The organism is Orbaceae bacterium BiB, assembly GCA_036251205.1.
Taxonomy (GTDB): domain Bacteria; phylum Pseudomonadota; class Gammaproteobacteria; order Enterobacterales; family Orbaceae; genus Orbus; species Orbus mooreae.
In genome coordinates, this window is the sequence record CP133958.1 from 668,251 (window position 1) to 684,932 (window position 16,682).

At 35.4% G+C, this 16,682-nt stretch carries 20 protein-coding genes and 2 tRNA genes; 18 read left to right on the top strand and 4 right to left on the bottom strand.

The features are described from left to right. The first annotated feature begins 13 nt into the window (after positions 1 to 13). Both ribA and RHO11_03130 read left to right on the top strand, forming a co-directional pair. The gene (ribA, locus tag RHO11_03125; protein ID WVD62138.1) at positions 14 to 634 is read left to right on the top strand and encodes a GTP cyclohydrolase II; all 621 of its coding nucleotides are present in this window, start codon (positions 14 to 16) and stop codon (positions 632 to 634) included. Then, positions 631 to 1,179, top strand: a complete 549-nt coding sequence (locus tag RHO11_03130; GenBank protein WVD62139.1) for a YgjV family protein — start codon at positions 631 to 633, stop codon at positions 1,177 to 1,179. The genes ribA and RHO11_03130 overlap by 4 nt, the downstream gene beginning before the upstream one ends. Positions 1,180 to 1,463: 284 nt before the next feature. Here the strand turns inward: RHO11_03130 and RHO11_03135 are convergent, their stop codons facing one another. The 3 genes from RHO11_03135 to RHO11_03145 form a co-directional block, all read right to left on the bottom strand. Further along, on the bottom strand, positions 1,464 to 1,826 hold the full coding sequence (locus tag RHO11_03135; GenBank protein WVD62140.1) for a YbaN family protein: 363 nt from the start codon (positions 1,824 to 1,826) through the stop codon (positions 1,464 to 1,466). 15 nt (positions 1,827 to 1,841) lie between these two features. After that, a complete protein-coding gene (gene surE / locus RHO11_03140; GenBank protein ID WVD62141.1) occupies positions 1,842 to 2,618 on the bottom strand; it encodes a 5'/3'-nucleotidase SurE in 777 nt (258 codons plus the stop codon). 91 nt (positions 2,619 to 2,709) lie between these two features. Next, on the bottom strand, positions 2,710 to 3,042 hold the full coding sequence (locus tag RHO11_03145) for a hypothetical protein (GenBank protein WVD62142.1): 333 nt from the start codon (positions 3,040 to 3,042) through the stop codon (positions 2,710 to 2,712). 259 nt (positions 3,043 to 3,301) lie between these two features. Between RHO11_03145 and RHO11_03150 the strand changes: the two genes are divergently transcribed. The 13 genes from RHO11_03150 (at position 3,302) to RHO11_03210 (ending at position 13,122) form a co-directional block, all read left to right on the top strand. Continuing rightward, the gene (locus RHO11_03150; protein WVD62143.1) at positions 3,302 to 3,754 is read left to right on the top strand and encodes a CidA/LrgA family protein; all 453 of its coding nucleotides are present in this window, start codon (positions 3,302 to 3,304) and stop codon (positions 3,752 to 3,754) included. Then, complete coding sequence (locus RHO11_03155) at positions 3,751 to 4,440, top strand: CidB/LrgB family autolysis modulator (GenBank protein WVD62144.1); 690 nt, start codon at positions 3,751 to 3,753, stop codon at positions 4,438 to 4,440. Before RHO11_03150 ends, RHO11_03155 begins: the two co-directional genes overlap by 4 nt. A 9-nt stretch (positions 4,441 to 4,449) precedes the next feature. Next, positions 4,450 to 5,091, top strand: a complete 642-nt coding sequence (locus RHO11_03160; GenBank protein WVD62145.1) for an ElyC/SanA/YdcF family protein — start codon at positions 4,450 to 4,452, stop codon at positions 5,089 to 5,091. Positions 5,092 to 5,230: 139 nt separating this feature from the next. Further along, complete coding sequence (artP, locus tag RHO11_03165) at positions 5,231 to 5,959, top strand: arginine ABC transporter ATP-binding protein ArtP (GenBank protein WVD62146.1); 729 nt, start codon at positions 5,231 to 5,233, stop codon at positions 5,957 to 5,959. Between the two features lie 27 nt (positions 5,960 to 5,986). After that, complete coding sequence (locus RHO11_03170) at positions 5,987 to 6,715, top strand: lysine/arginine/ornithine ABC transporter substrate-binding protein (protein ID WVD62147.1); 729 nt, start codon at positions 5,987 to 5,989, stop codon at positions 6,713 to 6,715. A gap of 78 nt (positions 6,716 to 6,793) precedes the next feature. Beyond that, positions 6,794 to 7,552, top strand: coding sequence for an arginine ABC transporter permease ArtQ (gene artQ, locus RHO11_03175; protein ID WVD62148.1), 759 nt, complete (start codon positions 6,794 to 6,796; stop codon positions 7,550 to 7,552). 8 nt (positions 7,553 to 7,560) lie between these two features. Next, on the top strand, positions 7,561 to 8,235 hold the full coding sequence (gene artM / locus RHO11_03180; GenBank protein ID WVD62149.1) for an arginine ABC transporter permease ArtM: 675 nt from the start codon (positions 7,561 to 7,563) through the stop codon (positions 8,233 to 8,235). Between the two features lie 40 nt (positions 8,236 to 8,275). Continuing rightward, positions 8,276 to 10,117, top strand: a complete 1,842-nt coding sequence (uvrC, locus tag RHO11_03185) for an excinuclease ABC subunit UvrC (GenBank protein ID WVD62150.1) — start codon at positions 8,276 to 8,278, stop codon at positions 10,115 to 10,117. Positions 10,118 to 10,225: 108 nt separating this feature from the next. Then, positions 10,226 to 10,780 carry a CDP-diacylglycerol--glycerol-3-phosphate 3-phosphatidyltransferase gene (gene pgsA / locus RHO11_03190; protein ID WVD62151.1) on the top strand — a complete coding sequence of 185 codons (555 nt, stop codon included), beginning with the start codon at positions 10,226 to 10,228 and terminating at the stop codon, positions 10,778 to 10,780. Positions 10,781 to 10,884: 104 nt separating this feature from the next. After that, positions 10,885 to 10,972, top strand: a tRNA-Leu gene (locus tag RHO11_03195). 18 nt (positions 10,973 to 10,990) lie between these two features. Next, a tRNA-Gly gene (locus tag RHO11_03200) sits at positions 10,991 to 11,066 on the top strand. A 746-nt stretch (positions 11,067 to 11,812) separates the two neighbouring features. Continuing rightward, entirely contained in the window at positions 11,813 to 12,445 is a 633-nt protein-coding gene (locus RHO11_03205; protein ID WVD62152.1) for a tyrosine-type recombinase/integrase, read from the top strand. Positions 12,446 to 12,879: 434 nt separating this feature from the next. Then, entirely contained in the window at positions 12,880 to 13,122 is a 243-nt protein-coding gene (locus RHO11_03210) for an AlpA family transcriptional regulator (GenBank protein ID WVD62842.1), read from the top strand. A gap of 126 nt (positions 13,123 to 13,248) precedes the next feature. On the opposite strand, the gene RHO11_03215 is transcribed toward RHO11_03210, so the two are convergent. Then, positions 13,249 to 13,626, bottom strand: coding sequence for a MerR family transcriptional regulator (locus tag RHO11_03215; GenBank protein ID WVD62153.1), 378 nt, complete (start codon positions 13,624 to 13,626; stop codon positions 13,249 to 13,251). 98 nt (positions 13,627 to 13,724) lie between these two features. Here RHO11_03215 and RHO11_03220 point away from each other — a divergent pair, with 98 nt between their 5' ends. The 3 genes from RHO11_03220 to RHO11_03230 all read left to right on the top strand — a co-directional run bounded on the left by RHO11_03220 (position 13,725) and on the right by RHO11_03230 (position 16,521). Continuing rightward, positions 13,725 to 14,714 (top strand): aldo/keto reductase, encoded by a 990-nt coding sequence (locus RHO11_03220; GenBank protein ID WVD62154.1) that lies wholly within the window; start codon positions 13,725 to 13,727, stop codon positions 14,712 to 14,714. 662 nt (positions 14,715 to 15,376) lie between these two features. After that, positions 15,377 to 15,676, top strand: a complete 300-nt coding sequence (locus RHO11_03225; GenBank protein WVD62155.1) for a transposase — start codon at positions 15,377 to 15,379, stop codon at positions 15,674 to 15,676. Positions 15,677 to 15,681: 5 nt separating this feature from the next. Further along, on the top strand, positions 15,682 to 16,521 hold the full coding sequence (locus RHO11_03230; protein WVD62843.1) for an IS3 family transposase: 840 nt from the start codon (positions 15,682 to 15,684) through the stop codon (positions 16,519 to 16,521). Positions 16,522 to 16,682 lie beyond the last annotated feature (161 nt).

Sequence of the window (16,682 nt, forward strand, 5' to 3'; positions counted from 1 at the left end):
GTTGGAGTTTTTCATGCAATTAAAAAAAGTTGCACAAGCGAAATTACCTACTCCATGGGGTGTATTTACCATGGTAGGGTTTGAAGAGTTAGCAACAGGTAAAGATCATGTGGCACTTATTTTAGGTGATATTGAGCAAAATAAACCTATTTTAACTCGTGTCCATTCTGAGTGTTTAACTGGTGATGCACTATTCAGCTTGCGTTGCGATTGTGGTTTTCAGCTTGAAGCCTCCTTAAAACAGATCGCGAAAGAAGGACTTGGTATTTTACTTTATCACCGTCAGGAAGGCCGTAATATTGGTCTGTTAAATAAAATTAGAGCATACGCTCTCCAAGATCAAGGCTATGATACAGTTGAAGCCAATCATCAATTAGGCTTTGCCGCTGATGAACGCGATTTTACCTTGTGTGCAGATATGCTTGAATTACTCGGAGTAAAACAGATCAAGCTGTTAACGAATAATCCAGAAAAAATTCGAGTATTAACCGAAGCGGGTATAAAAATTGTGGAAAGAGTTGCCTTAGAAGTTGGCGAAAATCCTTATAATGAGCATTATTTAGAGACCAAGGCACAAAAAATGGGTCATATATTGCATTTACATCCATTAGATAATGAATTGATTAAAAAATGAATGATTTATTAAATTCTACTTGGCTTGCGCAATTTTTTACCATCCCGCAACTGATTGGTGTACTAGGCTATATTGTTGGTGTAAGTGCATTTTTACAGCGAAGTGATAATGCATTTCGCTGGCAACTTACCATCGTTAATATTATTATGTCGGTGCATTTTTACTTACTTGGACCAGACTCCTACCCCGCTGCTATTTTAAATATTATTAATATTTTCCGTAATATTGCCTCAGCCTATACTCGAAATCTATTCGTCATGATATTTTTTATTCTATTAATGTGGGTATTAAGTTTACCAACAATTGTGGTGCCGATGCAATATTTGTCAGTGATTGGTACAAGTTTAGTAACATTTTCAATGTTCCGTTTGCAACAAGCTTCAATGCGATTTGGTATTTTACTAAGTAGTGTGTTATGGATTATTTATAGTATTTGGATGGGATCAATTGGCAGTCTTGCTATTGAAACAACATTCGCAATTATTAATATCATTACTATCATCAAGTTATCAAAAATAACCAAACAGACTAATACTATTTCATAATTGTACTGTGGATAATGCACTAAGCTAAATAGTGTGATAGTTATAGTGGCGATTAATAGTCAGATGAACAACGTTGTCTACTGCTCAAACGTGTGTTAAGCATTAGACAACTGATTATTAAATAATAGTTTGATATTTCAAATTAATCCACCGCTCAGCTTTGTATTGCCTTTCTATAAAATCAGTACGCTTAAGTAACTCAGTTTTTAACACTAATTTCGTTATAATCTTGCTGTAAGATATTATTATAGTAAAAAAATTGTAGTTAGATAGATATGAGTAAATTATGATTTACGAATAAAGTACCAATAACCCCCAATGATATGACCAATAAAAACAATCCCTAAAATAATACGAACATGTAATGAATCGAATATGATAAAAGGGATCAGCAGAACCACAAAAACAGCCAGTAACATCTTGATTAATTTTTTTGGAGTAACTTTTTTCTCAACAAGAGTTTCGTGAATATATTTTTTATAATATTTTGAATTAATTAAATAATCATGTAACCGCTGCGAACTATTAAACCACAAATAAGCGGTTAATAAATAGAATGGTACCGTAGGCAAAAGTGGTAAAAAAATGCCCACGGTTCCTAAAAAAAATGATAAAAAACCCAGTGTGATAAACGTGATTTTTTTCATAATATCATACGATCGTTAATCAAACTCATTTTGTAAGTTTTGAAATACCGCTATATCTGTTCTTTCATAAGATAATGGCGTAACGGCAACATAATTTAAGTTAACCGCATCAAGCTCTTTTTCTGGTTCACTAGTGACTAAACTGTGTACAGCTCTAAACCAAAAATAGTCATTATTCTCGGGATCTTTTACTCGCGTAATCGATAATCCGGCAACATCAGGCTCACCCTGTCGAGTGATTCTGACACCATTAACCTGCGAATAATCACAGTTAGGAAAATTTACGTTCATACAAATATGATGAGGCCACCGTGAATGGAGTAATTTTTCAATCACTGGACGAACATAGTGTTTAGCACTACTCCAATTGGTAATGCCACTACCTTCAGCAACAACCTGACTAAATGCAATAGAGCGAATCCCCAAGACCATCGCAGCCATTGCACCGCCAACGGTACCAGAGAGTAACGTTTCAAATCCTAAATTAGAGCCATTGTTAATTCCAGATAAGACTAAGTCTGGCAAATTATCTTTCATGACATATTGTATAGCAAACGTCGCACAATCAGCAGGAGTACCATACACAGCATACTCTTGTTCACTGCGTTTACTGACTCGAAATGGTGCTTTTAAACTCACAGCACATGAAACACCACTTTGATCAATAGCCGGAGCCACAACCCACACTTCATTTGCTAACCTATGAGCAATCTCTTTGAGTAACACAATACCTGGCGCATCAATACCATCATCATTAATGAGCAGTACCCGATTTAACAATTTTTTTGTCATACTTAATTCCTTAAAGTTAACTATTTTAAAACAGTTAACCTTAGATTAGTCTTGTTTTAAATATCAGCATTCTAGCATAATTACATCAAAACTATTTGATGATCGATAAAAGTATAAATACAAAGCCAATCACAATTAGAGCAATGCCAAGATATTGAATCGGGATCCAATAGAGTCTATGGCTATTGTGAGTGATTTTTTTATATTGTGTGTTTGTATTGATTAACGCATCTTCTTGCGGTAAAGGTTGTTTATAAACATTCCACCAGTTACCCAGTAAATATATAATCAATCCAGAGAGAATACCGGTAAAAGCTGGCCATAAAAAAGGAGAATGTGATGGCACATACAGTGCAACAACAAAACCAATAACGATAATAATAGGGAAAACGATTAAGCCCCGACCTGACCATGAAACAAGCATGATGATTATTCTATTATAATTTTTAGTGTAATTATTTTAACTAAAGTGAATCGTAATAACCAAACAATTTTTATTTTCAAAAATAGCCAATCTAAACAACATTACTTTTTATAAATTCGTTAGCCAGTATTATTAGGTTATTAATAATAAAATAGCGACTAAAAGCTGTTAAAATTTCTACCTATAATTTTGCACATTTATAGAGAAGAGCGTATTATAGCTACATCAAAAGATCTGTTTTTGTTGATAAAAAACCACCATGAAACATTTTTTAGCTCGTCATGCGACAATGCGTCACCGTTTATATTCGTTGTATTATACTGCTTTTAGTTATGGTCGTAGTTTTGCCATTCTATTTATTTGCCTCTGGATAGGTAATCTAATTTCGATGATTTTACCAATTGTTATTCCCGGCAGTATTATTGGATTACTACTACTGTTTTTTTTACTCACATTTCAGCTTATTCCAACAAAATGGGTGAAAAATGGGTGTAATCTATTTATGCGCTATATGACGATTTTATTTATTCCTGCTGCGATGGGAATTATGGATAATTATATCTATCTCGTACATAGTTGGGCACCTATTTTAATTAGTAGTATTGCCAGTACTTTTATTGTTATGATTGTAATTGGTTGGTTTACGCAGCGTCTCTATGATCGATCAACGCGCAATAAAAATACCAGTGTTGATGAGGGACAATCACAATGATTTGGATGCTACCCTTAACAATTATTGTTTTCTTGGTAATTAGAAAACTCGCTCTAAAATTGAAAAGTACACTATTTAATCCACTCGTAATTTCGGTCATCGTCTTGATTCCGATTATGCTATTAACGGATACAAGCTATAATGAATATTTTCATAATGTGCGCTGGATTAATGACTTACTCCCCTATTCAGTGGTTGCATTAGCTTATCCACTATATGAACTGATTCCACAAATAAAATCACGTTGGAAATCGATCATATTTATTACTTTCTTTGCTACATTATTTGCAATGGTCTCAGGTGTAGCCATTGCATTTTGGCTTGGTGCGACACCAGAAATTGCGGCATCAATACTACCTAAATCGGTAACAACCGCGATTGCGGTAACTATCGCAGAAAACCAAGGTGGTGTTCCCTCTATTTCAGCATTATGCGTTATTTTAGTTGGTACGCTAGGCGCTATTTTTGGCCACCAATTATTGAACCTATTTAAAATTAAATCAGCTGCTGCACGAGGACTTGCAATAGGAAGTGTTTCTCATGCAGTAGGTACAGCAAGATGTATAGAAGTCGATTACCGAGAAGGTGCTTATAGCTCTTTAGCATTAGTATTATGTGGTATTATGACCTCATTACTAGCACCATTTTTATTTCCCGTATTACTTGCCATATACAGTTTGCTTTAAAGGATATTAATGATAAAAAAAGCATTAAAATATGTACTTTGTATATTAATTTTGATCGTAATTGTGATGTTTTCACTCAATTATTGGATCATTTCAAAAACACAACCTTATATATATCATGATTACGAAGATCTTCCTCATCATAATGTTGGCATGGTGCTTGGGACATCTAAATATATAAAAGGTGGTGGTATTAATGCTTTCTATAAAAATCGTATCGATGGTGCCATTGATTTATATTGGTTAGGTAAAATAGATTATTTATTACTCAGCGGCGATAATGCAATGTTCAGTTATAATGAACCGATTACTATGCGTCGAGACCTATTAAAAGCAGGTGTTCCCGATTCAGTCATTGTACTTGATTATGCGGGATTTAGGACTCTCGATTCAATTGTTCGAGCCAATAAAGTGTTTGATGCCAATAATTTTACAATTATTACTCAACAATTTCATTGTGAACGTGCGCTATTTATCGCCCAATATCAAGGTATCGATGCGACATGCTTTGCAGTTCCAACCCCTAATAATTTCCATGTAGTACAAATTCGCGAAATATTTGCAAGAATTAGCGCATTTATCGATCTTTATATTCTCAATAAAGAACCAAAGTTTTTAGGGCCGCTATTACCAATTATTCCGGATGAATAAGAACATCTCGTTCAAGAAACTGAAAATACTAACGATAATTCTGCTGTTTTAAATCAATAATTCGTAATTTAGATTGCATTGTTATGCAATAAAATATAATATTTAGTCAATTTAAAATTTTAGATTTTGTTATTTATTTATGAATATTGAGTTAAACCATATTAACTGTTTTTATGGTTCACATCAGGCTTTATGCGATGTTTCACTTTGTTATCCATTAGGCGAAACAATTGTTTTGTTGGGACCTAGTGGTGCGGGAAAAAGCTCTTTATTAAAAGTATTTAATCTGCTTGAAATCCCAACATCTGGCACAATGACAATTGCCAGTAAACATTTTGATTTTAATCATTCGCCATCAGAATCGGATATTAGAAAATTACGAACAAATGTAGGTATGGTTTTCCAAAACTATAATTTATGGCCACATTTAACTGTACTTGATAATTTAATCGAAGCGCCTTGCCAAGTATTAAATATTAGTAAAGCAGAAGCCAGCGATAAAGCATTAAAAATTCTCGAACGATTACAAATTGATGCAATGGCTGATCGTTATCCATTACATCTATCGGGTGGTCAACAACAACGTGTTGCAATTGCGCGAGCGCTGATGATGGAGCCTAAAATATTGTTATTTGATGAACCAACTGCTGCGTTAGATCCTGAAATCACTGCGCAAGTTGCTGAAATCATCAATGAATTATCATCAACAGGGATAACACAAATTATTGTCACTCATGAGGTAGATTTTGCTAAAAAAGTAGCGTCAAAAGTTGTCTATATGGAAAAGGGAAAGATAATTGAAGAAGGTGATAATACCTGCTTTATTCATCCATCCTCAAAAGAATTTCAGATGTATTTATCTCATTAATTTGTTAAAGAATATTAAAGTGTAATCATGAAAAAAACATTACTTTTTATCGCATTAGCTAGTAGTATATTCAGTGTATCGGCAAAAGATTTAACATTCGGTATGGAAACAACATATCCACCATTTGAATTCATGGATGAAAATAATCAACTAGTTGGTTTTGATGTTGATATTGCGAATAAAATTTGTGAAGATTTACAACAAAAGTGTCAGTTTGTTAATCAATCTTTTGATAGCTTAATTCCAAGCTTAAAAACTCGTCGTATTGATGCCACAATATCCGGTATTGATATTACACCAGAAAGAAGTGAACAAGTTGATTTTACCCAACCTTATTATGATAACTCAGCTCAATTTATTGCAATTAATGGAACTGTTGACTCTATAGATTCACTCAATGGAAAACGAGTTGGTATTCAAAATGGGACAACTCATCAAAAATATTTAATGGAAAAATTCCCACAAATCGAAGTTGTAAGCTATGACAGTTACCAATATGCAGTTGTAGATTTAAAAGCGGGTCGAATTGATGCAATATTTAGTGACTCAGCTGTCGCTGATGAATGGTTAAAAAATGAGAAATCATTAAACAAAGTGGGTGACCGTGTTGTTGATCCTGAATATTTTGGAGCAGGTTTAGGAATTGCAGTAAGAAAAGGTAATAATAGTCTACTTGAGCAATTTAACGAAAGTCTATCCAAGATGAAAAATGACGGCAGTTATGATAAAATTTATGCAAAATGGTTTGCACAATAATAACAAATTGTTAAGATGCTCGATAATTCGCCGCAATATCTGCGGCGATATTTTTTTAAAGGTTTTTAAGATATTGCCATGTTTGATTTTATTAGCCACTTTCCGTTAATTGATGCGACAAAAACAACATTAATAATTGCAATAATCTCGTTAGGTTGTGGATTAGTACTTGCTTTTATTTTTACGATTTTAGAGTCATCAAAATTTAAACCTATTGCTTGGTTAGTCTCGCTATTTGTTATTATTGTTAGAGCATTACCTGAGATCTTGGTGGTTATTGCCATTTATAATGGTATCCCTCTTCTACTTATTTTTATTGCTGATAATATCTTAAATGGCGGAATGGATGTCACTATTCCACTCTACTTTACTCAATTTACAGTACATCTTGAAATTACTGATTTTAATATTAGTCCGATGTTTTGTGGTATTGTCGCTTTATCACTATTATATGCAGCTTATGCCTCGCAAACACTACGAGGTGCATTCAAAGCTGTACCAAATGGACAAATTCAAGCAGCTCAAGTACTCGGGCTCAGTAAATTTAGAACACTTACCCGAATTGTTATTCCACAAATGTGGCGTCATGCACTGCCTGGATTAGGCAATCAATGGCTAGTTCTATTAAAAGATACCGCATTAGTCTCATTAATTACGGTTAATGATATTATGATGCAAACAAAATCAACGATTGCTACCTCTCATCAACCATTTACAGGTTACTTAATTGCAGCAGCGATTTATTTAATCATCTCTTTAATTAGTCAAAAAATTCTCGAAATATTAGAAAAGCGTTCTTTATATTTTGAAAATCCAACAACAATGGCTAAAGGATAGGTACAAGTATGTCATTGATGGATTATTTATTAACATTATTAAAAGGCTTACCGGTAACTCTCTCATTAAGTGTCGCTGGTATTATTACTGCTTGCATTTTTGCTATTGGGTTATCATTATTACTCACATCAAACAGATGGTACATAACTAAACCGATTAAAGCTTATATTATTGCTTTTACGGGAACACCATTATTAGTACAACTATTTTTAATCTATTATGGCCCGGCACAGTTTAGTTTTATCAAAGATAATCTACCAACCTTATGGTCGCTACTTTCATCACCTTGGTTTTGTGCCTATTTAGCTTTAACATTAAATAGTGCCGCTTATACTACACAAATATTTTATGGTGCACTAAAAGCAGTACCAAATGGGCAATGGCAAGCCTGTGCTGCGCTAGGTATGAATAAAATTCAAACCTTAAAAATTGTTCTACCTTACGCCTTAAAACGAGCCTTATCTTCTTACTCAAATGAAGTGATTTTTGTTGTAAAAGGTACTGCTTTAGCCTCTACAATAACATTAATGGATGTGATGGGATATAACCAATTTTTAAATGGTCGCTATTACGACTTTTCAATTTTAATTTTAACTGGTTGCATTTATTTAGTTATTAATGGGCTGTTAAGTGTTATTATGCGCTTAATTGAAAGGCGAGCATTAAGATTTGAACGAATCTAACACAGCCTACTGTTTAACAGACATGAACGAATCATAATTTATGGATAATGTTAAATTTGATGCAGTCTCTTTTTTAGCAACAGTGCCTCATCTGCCTGGCATTTATCAAATGTTTAATGAACAAGATGTCATTATTTATGTTGGTAAAGCCAAAGATCTGAATAATCGTTTAAAAAGTTATTTTAATAGCAGCAAAAAAACACTTAAAACAGATGTTTTAGTGAGCCAAATTCATCATGTTGAATTCACCTTAACTCATACTGAAATTGAAGCGCTATTACTTGAACAGACTTACATTAAAAAGTATCAACCTCGTTATAACGTCTTGCTAAAAGATGATAAAAGCTATCCTTTCATTAAACTTAGTAAAGAAAAGCATCCGCAGCTCTCATTGTATCGTGGTTCAATAAATAAAAAACAAGATGAGTTTTTTGGACCTTATCCAAGCTCTTATGGGGTCAAACAGATTTTAGCTTTACTTCAAAAAACGTTTCCAATCCGTCAATGTACGAATACAACTTACTCAAATCGAACACGACCTTGTTTACAATATCAAATTAAACGTTGCTTAGGCCCTTGTGTTGCTGGATTGGTTAGTGATAGTGATTATGATCAACAAGTCAATTATGTTCGGTTATTTTTGCGCGGCGAGTCTGATCAGATTGTTAAAATCATTACCAATGATATGCTCAAAGCAAGTGAAGAACTAAATTTTGAAAAAGCAGCACAGCTGCGCGATCAACTCAATGCGATTAAACAGATACAAGAGAAACAAGTTATCTATAATAACAATGATAATCTCGATGTTATTGGTTTCCATTATCAAACAGGTGTTGCTTGTGTCTATGTACTTTTTATTCGTAATGGTCAAACCTTTGGCCATCGCGCTTACTATCCTAAAGTACCGTCAAATACAGAATTAGAAGAGGTTATTGAGACGTTTTTAGGTCAATTTTACTTACAAGGTGATGCTAACCGGAATATTCCTAAAAAGATTTTGCTTAACTATTCATTATCCGATAAAAAAGCAATGGAGGAGACACTATCTCAAGTTGCGAATCATCAAGTTAAATTAGTCGATGAACCGAAAGGCGATAATTTGAAGTTACTTAATATCGCCATTGATAATGCACAAAAAGAAGTAAAAAATAAATTATTACAAGGATCAACGGTAAAACAACGATACGATGAACTAAAACAATTTTTAGGTATAAACCAAATTAAGCGCATGGAGTGTTTTGATATTAGCCATTTTATGGGTAAAAATACAGTTGCCTCTTGTGTTGTTTTTGATGATAAAGGCCCAGTAAAATCAGAGTTTCGTCGCTATAATATATCTGGGATTACTCCAGGCGATGATTATGCCGCCATGGATCAAGTATTGAACCGACGTTATAATAAAAAAGATCTCCCTGAAGAGAAAATACCTGATGTGATCTTTATTGATGGTGGTAAAGGGCAACTTAATCAAGCAATTACGTTATTTGCATCTATGGATGTTAATTGGGATAAACATCATCCAATACTAATTGGGGTAGCTAAAGGTTCTGAACGTAAAGAGGGATTAGAGACACTATTTTTTGAAGCTAATGGTGTTGGTCATTATTTGGACCCACACTCTCCTGCCCTCCTCTTAATTCAACAAATTCGTAATGCTTCCCATGATCATGCGATAGTAGGTCAACGTAAGAAAAATATCAAACAACTTACTGATAGTTCACTAGAGCATATTGAAGGTGTTGGAGCAAAACGTCGACAAGCATTATTAAAACATTTTGGTGGTTTAAGAGAGCTAAAACAAGCTACAGTTGATGAAATAGCGCAAGTACAAGGCATATCAAAACCATTAGCAGAGAAAATATTTGATAACTTACAGCAATAATTTTAATCTGCCATTGCAAGATGAAAGTTATTAGTGCAACATAGTACAATCACATGATTATATTTATTATAAATAATTTACTATTTTTTTGATTATTAGAGCTAGACTATGAAACTCAATGTGCCAATTTATCTAACATTATTTAGAGTTATTCTGATCCCCTTCTTCGTATTGGCATTTTATATTCCAGGTAGCTGGTCCGCCTTTTTTACTGCATTAATTTTTCTTGTTGCTGCCGTCACCGATTGGTTTGATGGTTATCTCGCGAGAAAATTAGGTCAAACAACGCGTTTTGGAGCTTTTCTTGATCCTGTCGCAGATAAGATTATGGTAACAATCGCTTTAGTATTAATTACTGAACATTATGATGCATGGTGGATTACAATCCCAGCAATTATAATGATCTCTCGAGAAATTATTATTTCTGCGCTAAGAGAGTGGATGGCTGAAATAGGCAAACGTAAAAGCGTTGCGGTTTCTTACATCGGTAAAGTCAAAACAGTGGCACAGATGACAGCATTAACTTGGTTGCTTTGGCGTCCATGTGATCTCGTGTTCTATGCTGGGTTAATTGCACTTTATATTGCAGCTGTTTTAACACTGTGGTCTATGTGTCAATACTTGTGGGTTTCACGAGAAGACCTACTAAATGCAGATGATTGATTTAAAAATAATCAATTAATCATTAATATGCAAAATACTAGTTGATGTTCGCACTCAGATACGTATAATGCACTGGTTTTCTACAGAAACATTCTGTTTAAAACGCCCGGGTGGTGAAATCGGTAGACACAAGGGATTTAAAATCCCTCGGCCTTTTTGGCCGTGCGAGTTCAAGTCTCGCCCCGGGCACCATTAATACCAATTCTTTATGCGGGAATAGCTCAGTTGGTAGAGCGCAACCTTGCCAAGGTTGAGGTCGCGAGTTCGAACCTCGTTTCCCGCTCCAATTATTAATCTACAGACGTCCAGTAACGTCTGAATATTCCAGATAATCAAGGCGTTACGTCTCTTATATTTCCAAGCAAAGCCATTGAAATGTACTAAAATGTACGACACATAAGTACATCTTTAAGTACATCGTTTTTCAATTTAAGTACTCCGGTACTCACTATCTAATTTAGTCTGATTCTACTTCGTTTTGTCGTAGGTCGACCTCTTGATGTTTTCTATTTTTTTAATTCCTTTTTTGTTTTTATCTTTTATCAAGAGGATATGAGTATGAGTCGTTTAACGGATTTAGGCATTCGCCGTGCAAAGGCAAAGTCGTCAGTGTATTCGCTGTGTGATGGCCGTGGTTTGAGTTTACGAATTGAATCGTCTGGGGCTAAGTTGTGGCATTTTCGGTTTTATTGGCAAAATAAGCAACAACGTATTTCGTTTGGGTCTTTTCCTGAGGTGGATTTGTGTTTAGCACGAGAACGCCGTGAAAAGGCTCGTCAGTTATTAGCTCGGGGGATTGATCCGCGTTTGGTGGCGTCAGTGAAGTCTGATGATGAATCAGTGGTAGCTTGTGTGACCTTCGGTGCGTTTGCTGAGCAGTGGAAGGCACTTAAGTTGTTGAAGTTGGGAACGGAGCTTAAGCAACGGCAAAGTACACGGGTGCAGATTGAGCGGTATTTGCGCAAAGATTTGTTGCCACATTTGGGGCATTTACCACTGGATAGGATTTCACAACGTGAGGTGTTGGTTGTATTGCGTCAAATTGAGGCACGAGGGGCGTTGTCGATTGCGGAGAAGTGTCGAGGGTGGCTGAATGAGTTGTTTCGGCATGCCATTGCCGAGGGGTTAATTCGAGTTAATCCTGTGAATGATGTGGATGTGGTGCTATTGCCGTGTCGCCCTCCTCGTCATAATCCGTTTTTACGGATGGATGATTTACCTGAGTTGCTCAGTCGATTGGCTAATTATCAAGGGGATCGACGGATTATGTTGGGGATTCGACTGTTATTGTTGACGGCGGTTCGTCCGGGTGAGTTACGTTATGCCGAGCCTTGTCATTTTGATTTGGATAAGGGACTTTGGCACATTCCTCCTGAGCAGGTGAAGCAGTTGCAACGATTAGCACTGTCATTACCGAAAGGGTCTGTCCCGCCATTTGTGGTACCTTTGCCTAAACAAGCAATCACCATCATCAAAGAGTTATTGCGTTTACGCTATCAAGGACAACGCTACTTACTACTTCATCGCAGTGAACCACAGCTTTGTATTAGTGAGAATACGTTGAATCAATGTTTACGGCGTTTGGGCTATAAAGACAAGTTAACCACACATGGGATTCGAGCAACGATTTCAACCGCCTTAAATGAGCTTGCTTATCCTAAGTAATGGATTGAGGCACAGTTGTCGCATTCGGATAAGGATCAGGTGCGCGCCACTTATAATCATGCACTGTATGTAGAGCAGCGACGGGAGATGATGCAGGCGTGGGCGGATAAGTTGGATCGTTGGGCATTGGAGGGACATGGATTGGCTGACTATCCTCTAGCGTGCAGTGGATAGTCGAATTATTTTTAGTTAAGTAAATGTTATACCCAGAAAACCGACTTTTTCAGTCGGTTTTTTTACTGTATGAATCGTGCATTTTTGGCAATGATTGTAATTTACAATTCATTGTTTATTAAAAAGAATTAAAATAAACATGACGTATTTTGTATTTATTATTCTGTGAGTTTGGCTTTTGCGGTTGAATGGTTTCGTTGTTATTTTTTATCTTTATGAGGTTTTTTATGAAAAATGATATTAACACAGAATCATTCACAATCAGTGCATTTAGGACTAATAATACTCACTCGCTCAACAACCAACCACGGTGTATTTTGCGCTTACCTGAGGTGATTCGGCGCACAGGGTTTAAGCGTTCGCATGTGTACCAGTTGATACGTGAAGGGAAGTTTCCTCAATCTATGCGAATTGGAGTGCGCTCAGTAGGTTGGGATTCGTATGACGTGCAACAATGGATTGAAGAACGTTTAAATCAACACAAGAATAAGGAGGAAGAATAAGTATACTAAAAAAGATTAGGAATATTTGAATTAAGGAATTCATAAAAAAAGATTTCCAACAATGACGCTTGATTACCAAGTGTCATTGTTAGCCTCAATTTACCTCTTCCCACAATATTTTCAGGGCTATTTATTCAATTTGTAATGTTTTATGGCCTGTTGATAATCGTGTATTTTGGTGTCTAAACTGAGTAAATGGTCTTGCCATATTTGTAACTGCATTTTAACAAACTCTCGGTGTTCGGTAAGTAATTGTGCACGCTCGGCAAATGTAGTCTCTCCTTGTTTACGTAATAGTGCATATTGCTTAATTTGTTTAAGAGGCATCGCTGTTTCTTTTAAGCGTCGAATAAAGTGTACCCAACCTAAATCAACTTCTGTGTAATAACGTCTACCATTACTTGAGCGCTCGGGTGCCAGTAAGTTCTCTTTTTCATAATAACGTAATGTGTAAGCCGTAAGCTGTGTTTTTTCTGCAAACTCACCAATTGAATAACTCTTCATCGTATACCCTTTATTTTAAAACGAAAAAAAACTTGACTTAGAGTTAACTCTAAAAAATATACTTTGCTCTGTCAACAATTGATATAAGGAATGAAAAGATGAAATATCGTCAATTAGGTCATAGTAATGAGCAGATTTCAGCAGTTGGGCTAGGTTGTATGGGCATGTCTCACGCTTATGGTGGACGAGATAATAAGGAAAGCTTACATACGTTAGGACATGCGCTTGAACTAGGCATTAATTTTTGGGATACCGCTGATTTTTACGGGGGTGGTGAAAATGAAGAACTGATCTCAAAAGTACTCAAGCCCAATCGAGATAAGGTTTTTATTGCCACTAAATTTGGTTTTAAGTTTGATCAGGGCGAAAATAAACTGGCTAGTACCTTTGATGGCTCACCAACATGGATGCGTAAAGCGATTGAATTGAGTTTGAAACGTTTGCAAGTTGAATGTATTGATCTGTATTATATGCATCGAGTGGATCCGAATATACCAATTGAGGAATCTGTTGGTGCAATGGCTGAACTGGTTAAAGAAGGTAAGGTTCGTTATTTAGGTTTGTCAGAAGCTTCTGTTGAATCTATTCGTAGGGCTTATAAAGTTCATCCAATTGCAGCACTACAAAGTGAATATTCTTTGCTAAGTCGTGATATTGAAAAACAAATTTTACCGACGCTTCATGAACTCAATATTACGTTAGTTCCCTATTCTCCATTAGGTCGAGGTATGTTTACTGAAGATTTTAATATTAGTCATATAGAACCAACTGATTTACGATTAATGTTACCTCGTTTCCAATCTGAACATTTAAAAAATAATCAACAATTGATTCAACATTTAACGGAATTTGCCCATAGTAAGAATGTCACAACAGCACAGTTGGCATTAGCGTGGTTATTGAATAAAGATCAATACTTAATTCCAATACCAGGTACGAAAAAATCAAAATATCTCATTCAAAATGCTCAAGCGGTTGATTTAATCCTAACGAGCGATGAAATGAAAATAATTGAAAATATTATCGAACGTTTCCCTAATACAGGTGAACGGTATACTGCTGAAGCCCTAAAGCTGGTTAATCACTAATTATCTTAGCCGTATTATTCTATGCAAGTAATATGGCTATTTTACTTATTTTTACAACTTTAGACTAAGGTAAATACATCAAACACTTATATGGTTTTATTTACTTAACCATTTTTTTTTCGAATAAGAAATTTAATTAACAGTTTTGTTACCAATCCTTATGCTATTTAAAAAAACTATGTAATTTACACTGAAAAAATGTATTTCCATTAATGTCTATAGCCATCCACTGGGGTGTTTATAAGTGCATTAACCCATTGCAAACAGGCGTGTACAGTGAAAATGGTAGTTGATTTCAATGAAAAAACGCACCATAATTAAATCATGTTTCGCTAACGTGGTTAGCAACATACCCAGGCTGGCACAACCTTTAAGTCGGCGGTAGGTTTTTGAACCTACAGGTTGAAAACCACCCACATTAGTTTCCGCTCTGGTGGGGGATTACTGTAGTTACCCATATTACAGTGAAGGTTACATGAATAGTAAATTAGCCTTAATTGGTCAGGACGTATAAAACCTTATTGAATTGGTTTAACAAGGACAATTAACTATTTTTTCGTTATCTTAAAATCAATATCAATCTATTCATAAACTGTAACGGTATACTTTTCTTGGAGACATACTTAGCGGTATGATAAACCATCAACTAAGGAGATTACCCCGTGACAAGACAACTAAGTAGTGAATTTAAACGAGAATGTGCAGAGCTCGTTCTTAATTATGGTTATGCACATAAAGATGCAGCAAAAACAATGAATGTGAGTATTTCATCAATTGGGCGCTGGGTAACACAATATAGAAAAGAACGACAAGGTATTACGCCTAAAAGTAGTGCGCTGACCGCTGAACAAAAACGAATACAAGCTTTAGAAAAACAAGTTAAGCAGTTACAAAGTGATAATCAGTTATTAAAAAAGGCTTCAGCCTTCTTCGCCATCGAAATGACAAGCAGCAACAAATAGCGTTAATACTGAAGAAGGCAGGAAATGAAACCGCTCAAATCTGTCGGTGTTTATCATTAGCACCGAGTACTTTTTATTATCGAATTAAACATCGCGCATGTAAATTAATGAATACTAGGCTTGAAATTGCCATAAAATCAATTCATAACGAAATGGACGGTATATATGGAAAAAGAAGAATGTTAGTTGAACTGGTTAAAAAAGGGTTTAAGCTTGGTTTAGATAAGGTCCGACGCTTAATGAGAAAATTAGGCCTAGTGGCTAAAAGGCCTAAACAGCATTCCTATCCTCGTGGCGGTAAATCATCGCTACTGGCACCCAATCATTTAAATCGACAATTTAATCCAGCGACGATTAATCGTTATTGGTCAGGTGATATTACCTATATTCGGACGAGGCAAGGCTGGCTCTATCTAGCTGTTGTCATGGATTTATGCTCTAGACGCATTGTTGGATGGGCCTTTTCTGAAAAGCCAAACAGTTTACTGACGGTTAAGGCACTAAACATGGCGATACAGCGTCGAAAAGGAAAATGCCCTACCTTATTTCATTGTGATCAGGGGATTCAATATCGTAGTGAACAATTTCAACAGTTATTATCATATCATCAAATTACCTTTAGTATGAGTAGAGCTGGAAATTGTTTAGACAATGCCGTTACTGAACGATTTTTTAGATCATTAAAATCAGAAAGAATTAATTATCGAGATTATATAACAAGAGAGCAAGCGATGGTCGATATTATTGATTATATCGAACCGATTTATAATCAAAAAAGAAGACATTATAAACTTGGATTTATTTCACCAGCAGAATTTGAACATAATTTACTAAAAACTGCCTAAGAAGCTCTCCAATTTTTGTTGACCGTTACAGGTATAATGTGGTCTACTTCTGTGGCTGGTCTGATGAAATGAAATCTTTTACATTCTTCACACTGACAGAGATATTTATCACGTTTTAATATTCGTACTCGTAACTTATCCCATGCTGTGCCATAACCTCG